The 18,089-nt window shown below is 46.7% G+C and carries 19 protein-coding genes; 5 read left to right on the plus strand and 14 right to left on the minus strand.

The features are described from left to right. Positions 1–3: 3 nt before the first annotated feature. From LZG94_RS14530 to LZG94_RS14550, 5 genes are read right to left on the minus strand one after another with little or no spacing between them, the layout of a single operon-like run. The gene (locus LZG94_RS14530; protein ID WP_233792590.1) at positions 4–471 is read right to left on the minus strand and encodes an RES family NAD+ phosphorylase; all 468 of its coding nucleotides are present in this window, start codon (positions 469–471) and stop codon (positions 4–6) included. Further along, entirely contained in the window at positions 468–902 is a 435-nt protein-coding gene (locus LZG94_RS14535) for an antitoxin Xre-like helix-turn-helix domain-containing protein (protein WP_233792591.1), read from the minus strand. Before LZG94_RS14535 ends, LZG94_RS14530 begins: the two co-directional genes overlap by 4 nt. A 41-nt stretch (positions 903–943) precedes the next feature. After that, positions 944–2,104: a methionine aminotransferase gene (locus tag LZG94_RS14540; RefSeq protein WP_233792592.1), complete on the minus strand. Its 1,161-nt coding sequence runs from the start codon at positions 2,102–2,104 to the stop codon at positions 944–946. Between the two features lie 43 nt (positions 2,105–2,147). Then, a complete protein-coding gene (locus LZG94_RS14545) occupies positions 2,148–2,621 on the minus strand; it encodes an NUDIX hydrolase (protein ID WP_233792593.1) in 474 nt (157 codons plus the stop codon). Positions 2,622–2,650: 29 nt separating this feature from the next. Continuing rightward, positions 2,651–3,676 (minus strand): LacI family DNA-binding transcriptional regulator, encoded by a 1,026-nt coding sequence (locus LZG94_RS14550; protein ID WP_233792594.1) that lies wholly within the window; start codon positions 3,674–3,676, stop codon positions 2,651–2,653. Between the two features lie 322 nt (positions 3,677–3,998). Between LZG94_RS14550 and LZG94_RS14555 the strand changes: the two genes are divergently transcribed. Further along, positions 3,999–5,522 (plus strand): tagaturonate reductase, encoded by a 1,524-nt coding sequence (locus tag LZG94_RS14555; RefSeq protein WP_233792595.1) that lies wholly within the window; start codon positions 3,999–4,001, stop codon positions 5,520–5,522. A gap of 14 nt (positions 5,523–5,536) precedes the next feature. Further along, positions 5,537–5,971: a nuclear transport factor 2 family protein gene (locus LZG94_RS14560; RefSeq protein ID WP_233792596.1), complete on the plus strand. Its 435-nt coding sequence runs from the start codon at positions 5,537–5,539 to the stop codon at positions 5,969–5,971. A gap of 65 nt (positions 5,972–6,036) precedes the next feature. On the opposite strand, the gene LZG94_RS14565 is transcribed toward LZG94_RS14560, so the two are convergent. The 4 genes from LZG94_RS14565 to LZG94_RS14580 form a co-directional block, all read right to left on the minus strand. Further along, positions 6,037–6,807, minus strand: a complete 771-nt coding sequence (locus tag LZG94_RS14565; protein ID WP_233792597.1) for a MerR family transcriptional regulator — start codon at positions 6,805–6,807, stop codon at positions 6,037–6,039. A gap of 75 nt (positions 6,808–6,882) precedes the next feature. After that, positions 6,883–8,097 carry an acetyl-CoA carboxylase biotin carboxylase subunit family protein gene (locus LZG94_RS14570; protein ID WP_233792598.1) on the minus strand — a complete coding sequence of 405 codons (1,215 nt, stop codon included), beginning with the start codon at positions 8,095–8,097 and terminating at the stop codon, positions 6,883–6,885. A gap of 117 nt (positions 8,098–8,214) precedes the next feature. Further along, positions 8,215–9,612 carry a M17 family metallopeptidase gene (locus tag LZG94_RS14575; RefSeq protein ID WP_233792599.1) on the minus strand — a complete coding sequence of 466 codons (1,398 nt, stop codon included), beginning with the start codon at positions 9,610–9,612 and terminating at the stop codon, positions 8,215–8,217. Positions 9,613–9,866: 254 nt separating this feature from the next. Then, positions 9,867–11,414 (minus strand): M20/M25/M40 family metallo-hydrolase, encoded by a 1,548-nt coding sequence (locus LZG94_RS14580; RefSeq protein WP_233792600.1) that lies wholly within the window; start codon positions 11,412–11,414, stop codon positions 9,867–9,869. 134 nt (positions 11,415–11,548) lie between these two features. Between LZG94_RS14580 and LZG94_RS14585 the strand changes: the two genes are divergently transcribed. Both LZG94_RS14585 and LZG94_RS14590 read left to right on the plus strand, forming a co-directional pair. Next, positions 11,549–12,469: a UbiA family prenyltransferase gene (locus LZG94_RS14585; RefSeq protein WP_233792601.1), complete on the plus strand. Its 921-nt coding sequence runs from the start codon at positions 11,549–11,551 to the stop codon at positions 12,467–12,469. Between the two features lie 6 nt (positions 12,470–12,475). Continuing rightward, positions 12,476–13,105 carry a class I SAM-dependent methyltransferase gene (locus tag LZG94_RS14590; protein ID WP_233792602.1) on the plus strand — a complete coding sequence of 210 codons (630 nt, stop codon included), beginning with the start codon at positions 12,476–12,478 and terminating at the stop codon, positions 13,103–13,105. On the opposite strand, the gene LZG94_RS14595 is transcribed toward LZG94_RS14590, so the two are convergent. Further along, positions 13,102–14,001, minus strand: coding sequence for an EamA family transporter (locus LZG94_RS14595; protein ID WP_233792603.1), 900 nt, complete (start codon positions 13,999–14,001; stop codon positions 13,102–13,104). The two genes, LZG94_RS14590 and LZG94_RS14595, sit on opposite strands and share 4 nt — an antisense overlap. Positions 14,002–14,195: 194 nt before the next feature. Between LZG94_RS14595 and LZG94_RS14600 the strand changes: the two genes are divergently transcribed. Then, positions 14,196–14,993, plus strand: a complete 798-nt coding sequence (locus LZG94_RS14600) for an HAD family hydrolase (protein ID WP_233792604.1) — start codon at positions 14,196–14,198, stop codon at positions 14,991–14,993. Here the strand turns inward: LZG94_RS14600 and fabF are convergent. The 4 genes from fabF to LZG94_RS14620 form a co-directional block, all read right to left on the minus strand. Beyond that, positions 14,990–16,246, minus strand: coding sequence for a beta-ketoacyl-ACP synthase II (gene fabF, locus LZG94_RS14605; RefSeq protein WP_233792605.1), 1,257 nt, complete (start codon positions 16,244–16,246; stop codon positions 14,990–14,992). The two genes, LZG94_RS14600 and fabF, sit on opposite strands and share 4 nt — an antisense overlap. A 36-nt stretch (positions 16,247–16,282) precedes the next feature. Next, positions 16,283–16,516 carry a DUF2798 domain-containing protein gene (locus tag LZG94_RS14610; protein ID WP_233792606.1) on the minus strand — a complete coding sequence of 78 codons (234 nt, stop codon included), beginning with the start codon at positions 16,514–16,516 and terminating at the stop codon, positions 16,283–16,285. 38 nt (positions 16,517–16,554) lie between these two features. After that, on the minus strand, positions 16,555–17,307 hold the full coding sequence (locus tag LZG94_RS14615; RefSeq protein ID WP_233792607.1) for an SDR family oxidoreductase: 753 nt from the start codon (positions 17,305–17,307) through the stop codon (positions 16,555–16,557). 68 nt (positions 17,308–17,375) lie between these two features. Further along, the gene (locus tag LZG94_RS14620; RefSeq protein WP_233792608.1) at positions 17,376–17,963 is read right to left on the minus strand and encodes a TetR/AcrR family transcriptional regulator; all 588 of its coding nucleotides are present in this window, start codon (positions 17,961–17,963) and stop codon (positions 17,376–17,378) included. Positions 17,964–18,089 lie beyond the last annotated feature (126 nt).

Raw genomic sequence — 18,089 nt, forward strand, 5'->3', positions numbered from 1 at the left:
CAATCAGGGAAGCAGCTTGGAAAGCAAACGGAAGTCTGCTGTGAAATCCGTAATCGCCATTGTTTTGACCCTATTAAAATCTTTCGCCAGCGGGTTCAAAATGTAGTTCCTTTCTGAGGGGACAATTGCAGAAGGAACTGAGAACCCTATCACCGACGCGTCGCTCAAAACCTGCTCTCCGATCCATTGCGAATAGGAAACGTCGTCTGGCCAGGATTCTTTCAGCAATTTTTCGTCGGCATGAAAAATAAGGTCACTGTTGTCCGGTAGTTCGAGGCGCAGCAATGCGATCCGCTGCATATTTTCCTGGTGATTGGCATGGACAAATTTTTCCAGCAAAGCGAGTGAAATGTGCGCACTGGTGTAAATACAAGCCTTTCCGACCGGATTCCACCTGCCGCCGAAAAGCTTCGCGCCGGTGCCTGTGAGATCGTTAATATACTGTTTCGCTGCCAGCCGGTACACGATCATATATAAACCCCGTGTTCGATCCTTCCCAGTTCATTAGCGATTAGCTTCACGCCCCAGAAGGATTTTAGTGTGCTAAAATCCTGCATTTCTCCCAGTACCAGGCGGGGCTTCCGAAGCCATTCTTCCAATACTTTTGGAGAAGGGAATATCTGTAAACCAAGATTGGCCATATTTTCGAGCTGGTAAAGATGCTCAGCATACAAGCCTTCAAAAGGCTTGCTGTCCTTCATATATCGCTGCAATGTCCTGTCACTGATATGTAAAATATCCGCCCATTCGAGCTGGGTAAATGGCAGCTTTTCAGCGAGTTTCTGAAACTGACTAATCGAAAACCCTTGCCTGGTCCGGTGCGCCAGGTACAGTACTTCCGGCTCGGCCGCAATTCGCAGCGGCGTACCTTCATCGAGCTTATCATAAGATATCTTTCTCATAATCCGAATATTGTCACACCAATGTACGACTTTTTTCGTGACTACCAAATCACTCCCTGCAAATATTCAGCTCCCTTCAACAGCGTATCATCATTTTTCGCAAAACAGAACCTTAGCGTCTTGTAGTCAACCGTTTGACTGTAAAATGCAGATACTGGGATAGACGCTACTTTGAACCCCCTTGTCAACCGCTCGGCAAGAGCTACGTCGTTTTCATCAGATAAATTCTGATAAGAGAGATTTTGAAAAAAGGTACCTTCCGAAGGTTTTGTTATAAATCCAATACCTTCAACAGCTTTCAAAAACAGGTCTCTTTTCTGTTGGTAAAAATCGGATAACCTTAAATAATGCTCAGGTTCCGAAAGGTATTCTGCCACTGCAAACTGAAATGGAGTTACCACACTGAAAACCAAAAACTGGTGGATTTTACGAAATTCCGCCGTTAATGCAGCTGGTGCCAGGCAATAGCCTAATTTCCAGCCGGTAGTGTGAAATGTTTTACCAAAAGAACCACATAAAAAAGTACGCGAAGCAAGGGAAGGAATTGAAGCCGCAGAAACGTGGGCACGGTCGTCGAAAATAATATGCTCGTAAACCTCGTCGCTAATCACGTACAAGTTGTGCGCCTCGGCCAGGCCCGCCAAGCTTTGTATATCGCTCGCTGTGAATACATTACCAGTAGGATTGTGCGGCGTATTGACCAATATTGCGACCGTTTTCTCAGTGATTTTAGACGCTACCATCTGCCAGTCAATTGAATCATATTGCGGATCCAGCGTGACGAATACCGGAATTCCGCCACTCAGCTCGATCGCGGGAACGTAACTATCATACGCAGGTTCAAAAACGATCACCTCATCGCCGGGATTGACGACCGTCGTGATCGCCACATACAAAGCTTCGGTAGCGCCGCTGGTGATCGTAATTTCTGTTTCAGGATGATATTCCCTGCCGGTCAACTCAAGCGCTTTCTTAGCAATAGCCTCACGCAGAGGCATTACGCCCGCCATCGGCGCATATTGGTTTTTCCCCGACCTGATATATTTATCAACTAATCGCTGTAAATCGGGTGAGCAGTCGAACTCGGGGAAACCCTGCGACAGGTTCAGCGCGCGGTGCTCCTCGGCGAGCTTGGACATTCTGGTAAAAATCGTCGTACCTATATGGGGCAGTTTGGATTTCAGCCCGGAAGTGAAATGCATCGTATCGTATTTTGGAGTGAAGTTTCGGCTGGTAATCTAGACTTTATTTGTCCAAATCAATAAAACCGGAGGTGAAATGCCTACGTTCGAGTGGTGATTTTGAAAGTTCCTCTGCCACAAATTCCGGATAAATGCGATTGGATTCCAGCTCTTCCACATCAATCCACTTGAATAGCAGCTCGTCCTGCCCCTCCGCACCGACGAAATCGGATTGATCGGTCAGGCCATGAATTTCCATCAGGTAATAAAACCCGAGCTCGTGGTATTTTTTTCCATTGTAAACAAAGAAATTCTCAGAAATCCAGATCAGCTCGCCGACTGCAACTTCCAGTCCGGTTTCCTCTTGCATTTCGCGCGCGAGGGTATCATTTGAAAATTCGAAAATCTCCGCTCTTCCGCCCGGCAGGCTCCAAAATTTGTCAGAGGGAGTTTTGTGCAAAAGTAACTTTCCATTCAAAACGGCAACTCCCGCAACGCGGTAATTAAACAGGGCGTCGCCGACAGGTAGACTGATCATATTCTTTTTGATTGATACAAAAAGCGAATTTACGAATGCCCGGAAGACTGACGGATAATCAGCGAAGTTTTAAGAGAGCGGATTTCGAATTCGGCGTTTTTCTGCGGATGTTCGATCAGCCGGATCAGCAGTTCCACTGCCTGCTGCCCCATATCCATCGCAGGCTGGACAACGGCCGTCAGCGGTGGATTCAGCAGGTCTGCAACACCAATATTGGTGAAACCTACGATCGCAATTTCATCGGGAATCCTGATCTTTTTTTGTTGTAAAACCGCCATACAGCCCGTAGTGAGCTTATCGCTTGCTGTAAAAATAGCATCTGGCGGCTCGGGCAGGCTTAGCATTTCCTGAATAGCCGCCTCATTTTCACTCACGATCTTGCCGCCGTAGTGGCAATATTTTACATAAGATTCATCAAAAGGAAGTTGATGATCCTCCAAAGCCTGCTTGTATCCAGCCAAACGCTCGGTCGTATTTGACAAATAAATCGGGCTGGTTAAATGCGCAATGCGTTTTCGGCCCGAGTGGATCAAATGCTTCGTCGCCTCGTAAGCTCCGGCAAAATTATCGGCTACCACTTTATGCGTTTCAATTTCCTTGGGTACCCGATCCAGAAAGACGATCGGTAACCCTCTTTCCATCAGATCCTGAAAGTGAAAAAGATCGGTGGTCAAACTTGCCAGTGAAACGAGCAAACCGTCCACTTTTCTTGAAACCAGGTAATTGGTATTGGCAACTTCCCGCTCGTAAGAATCGTGACTTTGAAATATAACTACATGATAGCCAAGATTATACGCAATGGATTCAATACCATTTATGAGTTGTGAAAAAAAATGGTTTGCGATTTCCGGAATGATTACGCCGATCGATTTACTCTTGCTATCCTTCAAACTCAACGCGATCGGATTGGGCCGGTAGTTCATTCGCTCCGCATATTCCATGACCAGCTTCTTGGTCTCCGGATTGATCTCATAACTGTTACGCAGCGCGCGCGAAACGGTTGAAGTGGACAAATTCAGCGCTTTTGCAATATCCTTGATTGTAATTGCTTCCAAAAGAAAATTGGTTTATTCCAACTTAAGAATAGACCGGAGAAATCAAATTTCCGATCCGTTTCAAGTAAAATCACTATTGAATTATAAATAGAGGGTAAGTTCAGGATTTATCCTGTCAACTGGCAACGTTCCCGATAACGATTGCACAAAAAAAGACAATTCAGTATTTGATATTTCTAATTATTCGGTCTAAACTCGTTCAGGTGCAGTCATAGTAGAACAGACGTTAAATTTAGCCCTTACCCCGAAAAAGACAAATCAATTTTCTCAACCAGGCGGACCAAAGACACTGCATCCGTTCCGGCGCAACAATGCAAATACCATGAACTATCTTTTTCGCGAGAAGTTGCGGCAGCTCAAAAATCACCCTGGCGTGACGGTTCCGCAGGATTCGGTTTTTCAACTGCCCGAAAAAGTACTTCAATTTGGCACCGGCGCTTTTCTGCGCGGGCTTGCTGATTTTTTTATAGATAAAGCCAACAGGGAAGGCGTTTTTAATGGCCGGATCGTCGTGGTCAAATCCACCGACAAAGGCGATTTAAAAGCATTTGACCGACAAAATAATCTTTACACACTTTGCACTCGTGGGATTGTGAACGGGAATGTGGAAGAGGAAAATATCATTTCGTCCGCGATCAGCCGCGTTATTTATGCCAAATCACAATGGTCGCTTGTGCTCGATCTGGCGCGCAATCCTGCAATTGGTATCGTGATCTCAAATACTACTGAAACGGGCATTCAACTCGTTCAGGACGATATTTACCAGTGGCCGCCGGTATCTTTTCCGGGCAAGCTGCTGGCGTTTTTATATGCGCGTTATGTCGCATTTTCGGGAAGTACGGAGGCCGGCGTGGTGATTATCCCGACCGAGCTGATCACGGACAATGGAAAAAAACTGGAATCGATCGTACTCGAACTGGCCCACCGGAACGGACTGGAACCGGCATTTATCGACTGGATCGAACAACACAATGATTTTTGCAATTCACTGGTAGACAGAATAGTACCAGGAAAGCCGGAGGAAAGTTTGCATAAAAAGCTGGAAGAAGAGCTGGGTTACAAAGACGAGCTGCTTATCACCGCCGAGCATTACCACCTTTGGGCGATTGAAGGGGATGAAAATATTCGCAAGAAAATTCCTTTTTACGGGATTGATGAAGGTTTGTTGATCGAGCCGGATATTGAACTGTACAGGGAGCTAAAACTGCGTTTACTCAATGGCGCGCATACATTAGGAAGCGGGCTGGCGCATTTGTGCGGGTTTAGTACGGTCGTTGAAGCGATGTCAGATGCGGATTTCTCTACATTCATTGCAAACCTGATGCGCACCGAAATTGCGCCTGCAATCCCCTATCCTGTGCCCCAAGAAATGGCGGCGAATTTCAGCCGGCAAGTATTGGAGCGTTTTAAAAATCCCTACATCCAGCATAAATGGCTGAATATCACACAGAATTATTCAGCAAAAATCCACGCGCGGGTAGCTCCAACTTTTCTGAACTACGAAAAACAGGAAGCAAGTTTTCCGGAATATGCCACCTTTGGTTATGCGGCTTACATCTATTATATGAAGCCCGCGCGCCGGGACGGAGATCAGTATTTTGGCTTGGCAAATGGCGAATATTATTTGATCCGGGATGAAAAAGCGGCTTTTTTCCATCAAAAATGGCAAATGTCGTCTCTCGAAGATATGGTAAGGATGATACTGAAAGACGCTTCTATCTGGGGCAAAGACCTGAGCAAGGCAGAGTCGCTTATCACAGGAATTGTCGGACATTTACATTCAATAAAACAAAACGGCGCCATGGAAACGCTGAAAATGTTCTTGGCGGAAATGGAGTATGCCTGATAAAAATTAATGCCATGAAAAAGTCACTTTTACTATTTGCTTGTTTGCTGCTGATCAACCTTTCGGTCTCCGCTCAATCCTCGGATGAAGAAAACATTGCGTCGCAGGTTGAAAGACTGCGGGTTGCATTGCTGGATGCCAAAGAAGAAGATCTGACAAAACTCACTTCCCCGGCCCTATCCTACGGCCACTCTAACGGTTTAATGGAAGACAAAAAGGCTTTCTTACTTGCGCTCACCAGCGGCGAATCCAACTTCACAAAAATCGACCTTAGCGAACAAACCGTCTCTGTATCAGGAGATGTAGCCATGGTGCGGCACAAATTGAAAGGCGAAACACACAACAAAGGCAAAGAACCCGCGCCGATCAGTCTCGGCGTTCTTTTGATTTGGCAAAAAGTAAAAGGAGATTGGCTGCTGCTGGGCAGGCAGGCGTTTCGGCTTCCGTAAACGTATTTTTAATTACGGCATATCCAATGCATATAAATGCACTGGATATGCCGTAATTAGTTATGCTAGTTCAGATTTTGCTCGGCGAAATAGCGCATTGCATCCCGCATAAATACTGCAAATTCAGGATTTGGCTGCCCGTCAATCAGCGTGTAGCGTTGGTCGTCTACATAAAGCTGCCCCAGACCCGCATAAGCTTCGGCTTGCCGATCGGCTAATCTGGTTGATCCCCAAAAACGCCTTATTATCGCGTAATGTTTCGCGATTTCGGTTTGTACCAGTTTACCCTGGGGATTTTCATGACTTAATGCCGCAAGTCGCTCTGTTAGCTGCCTGGATTCTTCCATTAAGTCGGCAATTTCAGCCTTACTTAATTTACCGAGTTCTTTTTCCGCATTTTCAACAACCTCAGGACCCCATTTTTCTGCGGCTTCTTTTCGGTAAGCTTCCGCCTTCTCGCGGGGCAAGCCTGCATATAACTCTTCGTGATTCATCATAGCTCCATTTTTTAAATTAACGATTGTTTTTTCAACCGTAACAAGCAAATTAGCGATCCGCTCTTCCCTGACCTTCAATGCAGATTTGTGACTTTCAAGCGCTTGAAGTAAGTCGAAATCAGGATCATTAAGAATTTGCAGAATCTCCTGCAATGCAAAATCCAGTTCTTTATAAAACAGGATCTGCTGCAACCGCAGAAGCTCTTTCTCTCCATACATCCTGTACCTGGCCTCGGTACGCACAGAAGGCTTCAAAAGTCCCATCCGATCGTACAAATGCAGCGTGCGCACACTGACACCAGCAAGCCGGGCGAGTTTTTTGACTGAATAAAGGATCATCTTACCTGTTTGAATGATTGACATCACAAACATAAGGTATGACCTAAGGTTAGAGTCAAGTAGAATTTTAGTTTTTTAATGCGAAGGCCGATTCGGAGCGGGGGCCGATGCGTGGTATTTTTTTTGGATGATTGCGGCGTATTTGTCCAGCAGTTCCAGTACGCGGGTCTGTGACTTGGAGCGGACCACCAGCCCGACGTGGTAAGGCTCTTCCATTCGCCACACAATTTCAGGGTCATCGAAAACGGACATATTCGGCCATTCCTGGCGGGCCAGCGAGATAATGATGCCGGAATATTCCTTTCGAACGGGCGGCAACTTGTAATTGTCTCCTTTTGCCTCCGCAGTCTCCATTTTGGCCCATTCTTTCCAAAGATTGATACCGGAAGATGCTTCGACCATTTCCGATAAATTCGCCCCGCCAACCCGTGAGGAAGTTTCCAGAAAGTAGTATTTACCGTCGTCGTGGCAGCGGATTACCTCAGTATGCGACGCACTGTGTTTTAAACCGAAAGCTTTCAAAAGATCAATAGCCAGCGTTTCCAAAGCGTGTTCTTCGGAAGAATCAAACGTAACGGTAACCGAGCGAAAAATGCCGCCGCCGTGCGCTACCTCGAAAGGCGGCGCGAGGTATTTGCTGTTCCAGGAGAATATAACCCTCCCATTGTAGGAGATCGAATCTACATGGTAAACGTCGCCTGGTTTGAATTGCTCAACCAGATAGGAATGCCTTTTATCGCCCAGCTCGTGGATCGTTTCCCAGAGCTGATCGGCTGTTTCGAGTTTCTTAATCCCCGTCGCAGAAGCCTCAGAACGCGGTTTGATCATCCATGGTCCCGGATATTTCTCGATAAACCGGTTAATATCATCGTCATTGAAAAGGGAAGAAAACCCGGGCACTAATATCCCCGATTCGGCAGCTTTGGTGCGCATCGCAAGCTTGTCCCGGAAATAACGGCCGGTAGTTTGCCCCATGCCGGGTATCCTGAAATATTCGCGAATATGCGCCGCTTTTTCCACGTCGAAATCGTCCAGCGCGACTACCCGGTCGATCATCCGGGTCCTCATTACGTAAGCCAGACCAGTGATGATCTCGGACATATTATAAGTCCCGTCCTCGCCTTCTTCGATGTAAAAAAACTCATCTACCGCCTCTCTGACCCACGGTTTGTTTTCAAGCTTTTTGGCCGTAATCAGAAATACTTTGTTACCGGCTTCCTTACAGGCTTTGAGAAAATCGTTGCCTTTGAAATAGGTTGATATGCAAAGAAATGTAAGCGTCCTGGCCATAAAAAACTTTTTTTGGTAGAAAGTAGTATTGGTAAATCTAGCAAAAAGAAGCAATTGAGCAAGTAAAGCCAGGATTAAATTTCAGGTAATTTTGGCTAAAATATCGCTCCGCAGATCCTATTCGCGGATTGGTAAAGTCGACAAAAATTGCCTCAACAATCGGATCCCGTAGGCAGTACCGGCACGGCCCGGCGCAAATTCGGTGTCACCAAAAGCAGTACCTGCAATGTCCAGATGTGCCCAAGCCTGGTGCGAATCGGTGAATACTTCCAGGAACTTGGCAGCGACAATAGCGCCCGCCAGCGGCTTGCCGTGGTAGTTTTTCACATCGGCAATATCCGAATTGATCTCCTCCTTATATTCATCCCAAACCGGCAGCCGCCACACACGCTCGCCGGTCGCATCTCCTGATCTGGCAATATCTGCCGCCAGCTGATCATTAGGTGTAAAAAGCCCCGCCGCCTCGTAGCCCAGCGTTTGGATCACACTGCCCGTCAATGTGGCGAGGTCGATGATAATATCCGGGTTAAAGTTGCGCACGGCATAGCTCAGACCGTCGGCCAGGATCAATCTGCCTTCTGCATCGGTATCTATTACTTCAATGGTTTTGCCTGAATACGAACCGATTACATCACCCGGTTTCATCGCCGCTCCATCCACGCTATTTTCAGTAGACGGAATCACTCCGATAATACGCACGGGTAATTTCAGCTGAGCGGCCAGTTCCACTATTCCCAAAACGGCCCCCGCGCCGCCCATATCACTTTTCATCAAATGCATATTGGCCGAGCTCTTAATAGAAATCCCGCCTGTATCGAATGTAACTCCCTTGCCTACCAGCGCGACGGTTTGGGTATAGTTTTCAGGGGTATATTCGGAGATGATCATCACTGGCGGCGCTTCGCTGCCTTTGCTAACAGCCAGCAGCGCGTGCATTCCCAGTTTTTCCAATTTTGATTTATCCAAAACTGTTACCTGATAACCGTTTTCTGAACCCGATTTTTTCGCCCACTCCGCAAGCGTTTCAGGCGTTTTGTAGTTTCCAGGCGCATTCATCAGATCCATGATCCGCATTTGCACCACCGCCGTTTTTTGTCCCAGCGCAATCGCCGGGCCGACTGCCGCGCCTTCCTCGGTCAGGATACGTAACGTTCCACTTTCGAAAAAACTGCTCAGCGGCTTCGGCTCGGATTTGTAGAGTTGCAGATTATATCCACCCAACATAATCCCATTTACCGCATTCTCGACCCACTCAGGGCTTTTCCCGCGCGCATCTAAGGTGATCTGATCCGGCCAGCGATCTTTTCGTTTAAAAAAAAGCGAGCGGAACAATTTGATCATCGCCGGCACTTTCGGCTCTTTTCCAAGTCCTACCCAAAGTTGTCTGGAAGAAAACCACCACATTTCGCCCTTCTCAGCCTTGAACATCGATTGGTTCTCCGGTTCGGAACCCTGTTCAAACGTCTTTATAATAAGTACCTCGTCGGTCGCGTGGAATGTCTGTTCTATTTGCATAACCTATGTTTTTGTACCTGTCAAGCTGAGCGAAGCCGAAGCCGCCGGGCAGCTTCGGCTCCCCTCAGCTTGACAATTAATCTAATTTTCCTATAAAGGTTGGTGTTCTCCGGTCAACGCGCCCTGTCAAGTTGAGCGAAGCCGAAGCCGCCGGACAGCTTCGGCTACGCTCAGCTTGACAATTAATCTAATTTTCCTATAAAGGTTGGTATTCTCTGGTCAACGCGCCCTGTCGAGCTGAGCGAAGCCGAAGCTTAGTCCATTCCCCCTCTCCGCGTTGGCTTTCTCTGCTCCGGCCACGTGCCTGGTACGCCTTTCGAATCCAGGGGCATTACGATCCGCTCGCGGGAAGTTTTCGCAGGATCTTCACTCGCCTGATACGCCATTATTGCAGCCAGGATCGCATTGCTGCGCACATCGTCAAACACGATCTTGTCGTAAGTATCGCGGTTGGTGTGCCAGGTGTAGGTTCCATAAGACCAGCCCAGCGAACTTAGTGAGAATGCCGGCGCGCCCGCTGCTACGAACGAAGCGAAGTCGGAGCCGCCACCGCCCGGTGCGCCGGGAAACCTTGTATCGATCGGCGCCTTGATATTTTCAGGCACCTTGGAAAGCCAGCGGCCGAGGTAATCGTATGCATTCACAAAACCTTGTCCCTGCAAACTTACCACGCGGCCAGTTCCATTGTCCTGATTGAAAAGTGCCTGGATATTCTGCACAATTTCCGGGTGATCCTCTACGAATGCACGCGAACCGTTCAAACCCTGCTCTTCACTTCCCCAATGTCCAACCAGGATCGTACGTTTTGGATTTGGATATACTTTCTTCAGAATGCGCATTGCTTCCATCATCACGATCGTGCCCGTTCCGTTATCGGTTGCGCCGGTACCGCCGTCCCACGAATCAAAGTGAGCGGACAATATCACGTATTCATTCGGTTTCTCGGTGCCTTTGATCTCGCCGATTGTATTGAAAGTCTGCGCCACGCCGGTTTCTTTTGCATCGGCGCGCACGCTGATTTTTGGCGTGTGGCCTGATTCCGCCAAACGATACAGCAGTCCGTAATCTTCGAGCGAAATGTCAACAGTAGGCACCTTTTTAGTGTAAGCGCCAAATATCTTATTTGCCCCAAAACCCTTTGACCAATAGCTCATTACAATACCCGCAGCTCCTGCTTTTTCCAGCGCCACAGGCAAAGTGCGACCATTATAGCCGGTTTTTTTTACACGATTAGCCCAGGCTTCCGTCTGCGCATCACGGTCTTTTTTCATTTTTTCGATTGATTCTTTTGTACCGAATTCCTCCCAGTTGTAATCCGGGCGGCCGGTTGGCTGGTTCATGCTGATCATCACAAACTTACCTTTCGCAGTAGGCAACCATTTTTGAAATGCAACTGAATCGGCCAGATCGGGCAGGATAATCACATCCGCAGTAACCGTTTTGCCGCCGGTACCTGGGCTCCACGCGAGCTGCATTCCTTCCAGCGATTTCACGCGGGGCGCTACCATATCAATATGCGAAATGCCGCGTTCCCAGCCGCGCCACTCGCCCCACTTTTCATTTTTTGCCATGATATTCCAGCCTTTGTATTTGGCGACCGCCCATTCGTGCGCCTGCTGCATTTGCGGCGAACCTACCAGCCGCGGCCCGATCACGTCCATCAACTCGTGCGCCAGCTTTTCCAGCTGTGAATTTTCAGTAGCTTCTTTTACGATATTTTCAACAACCGGATCTTTTTGACCAAAACTTACTGATAGCTGAAAGCAAAATATCAGGGTAAATAACAGGGAAACTTTTTTCATGGAATAAATGGATTAAACAACGTTTCTTTAAACTAATGTATAAAATACCGCCGACGCTTTGATAATGGTCTTGAAAAATTATAAATCGATATACTAATTCTGTTATCCGGCCAGAATCCACTGATTTTCGTGCAATGCTCAAGAAATTTCCCGCATTCATTTTTTTTGCAAACTACTTCGTCGGGATACTTGCGGTTGCATTATCAATTGAAACGCTGGCTCAGCTGCACTTGCCGCTTAATTCAATTCCCTATTACCTGCTGATTTTCAGCGCCACGGTATTTTATTATACGATCGCCTATTCCAGTCCGCCGGGCCTCGAAACTTCCCCAAACCCCCGCACGGAATGGTACCGGACCCACCATCGGTTTGTCCGGTATAGCCAGTATTTCCTCTTCGCACTCTGCCTGATAATTGCCACGTGGTTTTCGATAAATGATTTCTCCGGAATTGTCGCGCTGCCATTATATTGGTGGCTGATGATGCTGGCGATATGTGCCGCAGCAGTTTTGTACTACGGGCTGCTGCCCAAGTCTGTCATTTCTTTTAACCTGAGGAATACGGGCTGGTTAAAAGCATTTGTTATCGGCTTTGTCTGGGCGGGTTTTGTGAATGTTTTTCCGGTTGCAATGCTAAAAATTGACGGCGGGATTGTCGTTCATGAGCCGGCATTTATGTTTTGGTTATTTATTAAAAATTGGATGGTCATGTCTGCGAACGCAATTATGTTCGATATGAAAGATTATGAGGACGATGCGAATATCCAGCTGAAAACCTTTGCGGTCGCGATGGGGCTTCGGAATACGATCTTTTATGTATTGGTACCGCTCCTTTCGGTCGGCCTGCTTTCGTTTCTGACACTGGCTTATTTCGCAGATTTCAGCCCGGTCACGGTCATTTTCAATCTTATCCCTTTTGTCTCTTACCTGATCGTCGCATTCACCCTGCAAAAACCTAAAAGCGTACTTTTTTATCTGATCGTGATTGACGGATTGCTTCTGGTAAAAGCCATTTGCGGTATCCTGGGAAGTTTTTTTACAGACACTATTTACTAGGAAACAATGAAAAACAACTACGACCGCGTGGCCTGGTTTTACGATTTTCTGGGAGGTATCATTTTTCAGGGTGCATTAATGCGTTCGCAACAATCGCTGATCAGCTTCATTCATGCACCGGCGCGCGTGCTGATCGTGGGCGGCGGTACCGGACGAATTTTAGAAGAAATTGCCAAATTACAGCCAGGCGGATTGACGATCGTGTACGTGGAGATATCTGAGAAAATGCTCGAAAAGTCCCGGAAGCGCGACTGCGGCAACAATAAGGTTACTTTTTTATTAATGCCTATTGATTACTACAATACCGAAGAAGAATTCGATGTGGTCCTGACCCCGTTTCTTTTTGATAATTTTAGTCAGGAAAGAGCTGCGCAGATATTCAGGATCCTTGATAAGCTGCTGGTTTCGAAGGGAATCTGGCTGTTCGCCGATTTCAGGCTGGAAAACAAAAAACCGGCAGACTGGCGCAACCGGCTTCTCAAATCGATGTACGCTTTTTTCAATATCTTTCTAAAAATAGAAGCAAAAAACCTGCCGGATACAGCTAGTTTGTTCAAAAAAGCTGGCTACCGACAGGTATTTCTCGAATTTCACTTCAACCGGTTTATCTATTCACTGGTCTTGGAAAAGCCTTAAATCAATGCAGCCCGCCGTCTTCCGAAAATAAACCGCTCGTTAAAAACGATGATGGAAACCAGGATAAGCGAATAACCGATAATTTGAATGGAGTTGATTTGTTCATGGAAGTAAAACAGCGCGATCGCGAAGTTCATGAGCGGATTAATGTAAAGCAATATCCCCATCGTCGACGAAGTAACTCCCTGCAATGCGTACAAATTCATATAAAGCGGGATGATCGTGAAGAGCAGGGCGATCACAAAAATCAATGCGTAAAAGGAAAGTTCAGTAGGAACTCCCTCACTGTAAACCGGATAAAACGGTAGCAGGATCAACGCAGAAAAGAGGATCTGCACCGTAAGTACCAGAAATTTATCCAAACCCATATTCTTCCGCTGACTTACCAGGTAGAATGCATAGGAAGCCGCTACGATCATACTGTATGCAATATCGGCTATGTTATTAAAAGACAACAACATACAACTGAAAACACTTATTGCAACCGCTGTCCACTGCCACTTGCTGAGCTTTTCATGCAATACAAAATACGCGATTACGGTCGTCATGATCGGGCAAACCAGGTAGGCGAAAGACGCGGCTTTGATACTGATGTGGTTCATCACGTAAATAAAGAAGAACCAGTTGGCAGTGAGCAGGATACCTCCGGACAATGTTAGTAAAATGGCCTTATTCCGCTGCTTTGCGGGCATTGCTTTCAGCAACTTCACATTTTCCCTCAAAACCCGCTTCCTGAAAAACAGACAGATCACCGACATGATCACGGCGCAGAGAAATACCCTGTAAAACAAAATATCGAGCGAAGCGTAGGCAGATAGCGGTTTGAGTGCCAGACTGAAAAACCCCCAGATCATGAATGAAATGAATGCGGCGAGGTAATATTTTGAAAATTTCATGCTATTGAAGTCACTTGGATAGTCAACCAACAGTAAAAGATCGGTGCAGGTTTCGCTTCGGTCGAAATTTGCAGGCTGCATTTGGGAGACTTAGTGACCGGCGTTTTCTGCGGGTTGTACTAAAAAACGCGTTTCGCTGGAACCTAAGAAGGTACATTTGCCTTCATTAATGTAAGTATTTATAAAAAAACAGTATGAATTTTTCCGATATCAGGCTGATCGCTACCGACATGGACGGTACGCTTTTGAACTCAAAACACGAAGTACACGAATCCTTTTACCCCGTTTTCCAGAAAATAAAAGACCACGGAATCGTATTCGTCGCAGCGAGCGGCCGCCAGTATTTCAATCTCACCAAAGCACTTGACCGGATTAAAGACCAGGTAATTTTCGCCGCCGAAAATGGCAGTTATGTGGTTTTCCAGGATGAAGAAATTCATATTCAGCCCATTGACCAGGATATTGTGCGCGAACTGATCACGATCGGCAGGACTATCCCGAATACCTACCCTATTATCTGTGGAAAAAAGAAAGCATATGTGGAAAGCGACGAGCCTGAGTTTATCAACCACTTAAAACTCTATTTTGAGAGATATGAAGTGGTGGAAGATCTGCTTGCGATCAAAGATGACAAATTCCTCAAATTCACACTCTGCGACCTGGCTGGCTCAGAAGTGAACAGTTATCCGCATTATAAAAGATTTGAAGACGATTTACAGGTGAAAATTTCCGGGCCGATCTGGCTGGATATTTCAGATAAAAAGGCCAACAAAGGCCGCGCGATGGAGGTTTTACAGGAAAAATTCAATGTAACGCCCGAGCAAACGATGGTTTTCGGTGATTATCTGAACGACCTGGAAATGCTGGAAAAGGCACATTATTCCTACGCAATGGCGAATGCGCACCCGGATATCAAAAAAATAGCCCGTTTCATCGCCAAAAGCAACGATGAAAACGGGGTAATTGAGGTTCTTTCCGAATTAACGGATTAATTCTCTTCGGTATATTTCTTGAAAATAGAAGTCGCGGTGTGACCTCCGAAACCGAAAGTATTGTTCAGCGCGTAGTTAATCGTCTGGTTCACCGAGTCTCCAAGAATGATATTCAATCCTTCGGGCACGTTTTCGTCCAGGTTTTGGGTATTGATTGTTCCCGGAATGATATCATTTTTGACAGCCAGTGCACAGACAATGCTTTCAATCGCACCAGCAGCACCGAGTAAGTGGCCGGTCATCGATTTTGTAGCGCTGATCGCCACGGTATGGTCGCCGAAAACGGACTTGATCGCATTCAGCTCGCTCATATCGCCCAGGCCAGTCGAAGTGGCGTGCGCATTCACGTAATCGATCTTGTCAGGCGTGATACCCGCTTCTTTCAACGCTTTTCTCATACCCAAAGCTGCGCCCATTCCATCGGGAGGAGTGCCGGTAAGGTGATAAGCATCGGCCGCCATTCCGCCACCAACAATTTCGGCGTAGATTTTCGCTCCTCTTGCTACTGCAAAGTCATAATCTTCCAGGATCAGTGCTCCTGCGCCTTCGCCCATCACGAATCCGTCACGCGTTTTATCAAATGGCCGGGAAGCTGTTGCCGGATCGTCGTTTCTTTTGGAAAGTGCCTGTGCTGCACCGAAACCGCCCAGTGCGGAATAGATAATAGCAGCCTCGGAGCCTCCTGCAACCATTATTTTCGCCTTTCCCATTCTGATTGTATCGAATGCTGCGATCAATGCAGTATTTGAAGACGCACAGGCTGACACAGTGCAATAGTTGGGACCGTGCAGTTTGTGGCGGATCGAAATCACACCGGCTGCAATATCCACGATCATCTTAGGGATAAAGAAAGGACTGAAACGGGGCACGCCGTCGGAGGCATGGAATTCCATCAGCTGATCTTCGAAAGTGCCCATACCACCGTTTCCCGTCGCCCAGATCACACCGGCGTCGTAACGGTCGGTAATGTCCATGGTTGCGAAATCCAACCCGGCGTCTTTGATCGCCATATCCGAAGCCGCAATCGCGTATTGGGTATGCAGATCGTATTTTTTCAGTTCTTTCTTGTCGATAAATTCTTCCGGATTGAAGCCGTTGACTTCACATCCGAACTGCGTCTTAAACTTCGATACGTCCTTCTTAGTAATGGTCGCAGCACCGCTTTTACCATTCACGATATTTTCCCAGAATTCGTCGACCGAATTCCCCAGGGGAGAAATGACTCCCATTCCTGTAACAACAACTCTTTTCATAAAAATCTTTAACGGTTTCTCAGACTCCGGAAGCAATTAGTCAACTTCCTCAGTCACTGTATCTTTAAACATAGTCGCCACCAGCTTCTGCACCTGCGGACCGACGATCAGTATCGCGGGTATCACCACGAGGTAGGCCATGCTCCAAGATTTCAGCCAAATCACCAAAAAATTGGCAACAAATCCAATATTTATAGAAATCAAAGTGAAGGAAATTATACCCGTTGTAATTATTCCCATGATCAGTGCAAATGCGATTTTCTGTCTCATTTTTGGTGTGTCTAAATGTCGCTTTCCGGCAGATCAGATCAGAATATAGTCACTCCCGGGTTCATCGCTTTCAATGCCTCAGACGGAGAACTTAAAAACAGCTCGAACAAATGAGCGGTCTGCCCTACCCTCACTTCGAGGGTATTGGTTTCAAAAGCGTTTACCAATTCGTCAGCAACCACTTTGGCCGGAATACCATTTGCACCGCCTATTTCCTGAGAAAAATCCGTGTTAACCAGCGGCGGAACCAATTCAAATACCTGCACCGAGCTGGTTTTGCCGAGCGAAATACGCAGCGACTGGGTATACGAATGCAAAGCCGCCTTGCTCGCGCCGTAAGTCGGGATAATATGGTTCGGAACCAATGCGGCGATACTCGAAACATTCACGATCGCCGCTTCGCCGGCTTTTTTGAGTTGCGGCAATAACGCATTGTTCAGGCGGATGATCGACAAATAATTGGTCAGCATTTCGTCTTCGGCGATCTGCGCCGGATCTTTTCCTTCGTCCAGGTCATAATAAGCCGCTTTCCCGGCATTGTTGATTACCACATTCAGCTGTGGGAATTCGGTTTGAAGTCTGGATACGAGTTGCTCTACATCTGCGGGGTTGGTGACATCGGAGACAATACCTGTCACATTTTTGAGTTTCGCCGCTGCATTGGCCAGCCGGTCTCTGTCTCGACCTGTGATAATTACCTTGTTATTAAGTTCAGAGAAAGCTTTCGCGATCTCAAATCCGATCCCTGCACTTCCGCCTGTGATCAGTATGGTATTTCCTGTTGTTTTCATTTTTGTTTTAAAATTGGTTTTATAAAATCACTTAATATACCGATCGGTATATTTCTGGTCAAAATTTTTTATTCCAAATCGTTAATCATTTTCTGCACAGCCTTCATGATCGCTTTCCTGTAATTCAGCTTACCTGTCACTTTGCCGATCATTATTCCGCCCTCGATCAATGCAATGATCGAGATCGCAGTTTCTTCCGGGTCAATATGACTGCTGAACTCATTATCGACAATCCCTTTTTTGATCAATCCTGAAATAGCGTTTTTCCAGCTTGTGATGGCGTCAGATGCTTTTTCGCGCAACATAGGGTGGGTATCGTCGGCTTCGGTGGACGTATTCAGAATCGGACAGCCGCCTGCCGGGAAAGGGTGATGCAGGAAGTTTTCGTAAATGTCGACGTATACAAGCAATTTTTCCCGGGCCGTAGATTTTTTGTCCATTTCCACACGTACTGCCGAAAACATGCATTTCAGGTTGTGCTCAAATGCCGCCAGTGCAACTTCATCCTTATTCTCAAAATTCCCGTAAATACTGCCTTTTGTAAGACCCGTCGCGCTGATCATATCATTTAACGAAGTGCCGGCATACCCCTTCATATTGAAGATCGGTGCCGTTTTTTCGATGATAAATTGTCGCGTACGTTCTGCCTTGCTCATTTCGTTTTGTATTGACAATGCAAAAATATACCAGTCGGTATATTCTTGCAAATATTCGCAGTTATTTATTTTAGAAGAACAAAAAAAGTGGCCTGATCAATCGACCAGGCCACTTTCTATTTCCAT

It is taken from the genome of Dyadobacter sp. CY343 (assembly GCF_021390335.1).
Classification (GTDB): domain Bacteria; phylum Bacteroidota; class Bacteroidia; order Cytophagales; family Spirosomataceae; genus Dyadobacter.

Excerpts from the sequence above, each read along its gene's own strand:
- LZG94_RS14530 (WP_233792590.1), bottom strand. The coding sequence starts at position 471 with ATGATCGTGTACCGGCTGGCAGCGAAACAGTATATTAACGATCTCACA.
- LZG94_RS14535 (WP_233792591.1), bottom strand. The coding sequence starts at position 902 with ATGAGAAAGATATCTTATGATAAGCTCGATGAAGGTACGCCGCTGCGA.
- LZG94_RS14540 (WP_233792592.1), bottom strand. The coding sequence starts at position 2,104 with ATGCATTTCACTTCCGGGCTGAAATCCAAACTGCCCCATATAGGTACG.
- LZG94_RS14545 (WP_233792593.1), bottom strand. The coding sequence starts at position 2,621 with ATGATCAGTCTACCTGTCGGCGACGCCCTGTTTAATTACCGCGTTGCG.
- LZG94_RS14555 (WP_233792595.1), top strand. The coding sequence starts at position 3,999 with ATGAACTATCTTTTTCGCGAGAAGTTGCGGCAGCTCAAAAATCACCCT.
- LZG94_RS14560 (WP_233792596.1), top strand. The coding sequence starts at position 5,537 with ATGAAAAAGTCACTTTTACTATTTGCTTGTTTGCTGCTGATCAACCTT.
- LZG94_RS14565 (WP_233792597.1), bottom strand. The coding sequence starts at position 6,807 with ATGATCCTTTATTCAGTCAAAAAACTCGCCCGGCTTGCTGGTGTCAGT.
- LZG94_RS14570 (WP_233792598.1), bottom strand. The coding sequence starts at position 8,097 with ATGGCCAGGACGCTTACATTTCTTTGCATATCAACCTATTTCAAAGGC.
- LZG94_RS14575 (WP_233792599.1), bottom strand. The coding sequence starts at position 9,612 with ATGCAAATAGAACAGACATTCCACGCGACCGACGAGGTACTTATTATA.
- LZG94_RS14580 (WP_233792600.1), bottom strand. The coding sequence starts at position 11,414 with ATGAAAAAAGTTTCCCTGTTATTTACCCTGATATTTTGCTTTCAGCTA.
- LZG94_RS14585 (WP_233792601.1), top strand. The coding sequence starts at position 11,549 with ATGCTCAAGAAATTTCCCGCATTCATTTTTTTTGCAAACTACTTCGTC.
- LZG94_RS14590 (WP_233792602.1), top strand. The coding sequence starts at position 12,476 with ATGAAAAACAACTACGACCGCGTGGCCTGGTTTTACGATTTTCTGGGA.
- LZG94_RS14595 (WP_233792603.1), bottom strand. The coding sequence starts at position 14,001 with ATGAAATTTTCAAAATATTACCTCGCCGCATTCATTTCATTCATGATC.
- LZG94_RS14600 (WP_233792604.1), top strand. The coding sequence starts at position 14,196 with ATGAATTTTTCCGATATCAGGCTGATCGCTACCGACATGGACGGTACG.
- fabF (WP_233792605.1), bottom strand. The coding sequence starts at position 16,246 with ATGAAAAGAGTTGTTGTTACAGGAATGGGAGTCATTTCTCCCCTGGGG.
- LZG94_RS14610 (WP_233792606.1), bottom strand. The coding sequence starts at position 16,516 with ATGAGACAGAAAATCGCATTTGCACTGATCATGGGAATAATTACAACG.
- LZG94_RS14615 (WP_233792607.1), bottom strand. The coding sequence starts at position 17,307 with ATGAAAACAACAGGAAATACCATACTGATCACAGGCGGAAGTGCAGGG.
- LZG94_RS14620 (WP_233792608.1), bottom strand. The coding sequence starts at position 17,963 with ATGAGCAAGGCAGAACGTACGCGACAATTTATCATCGAAAAAACGGCA.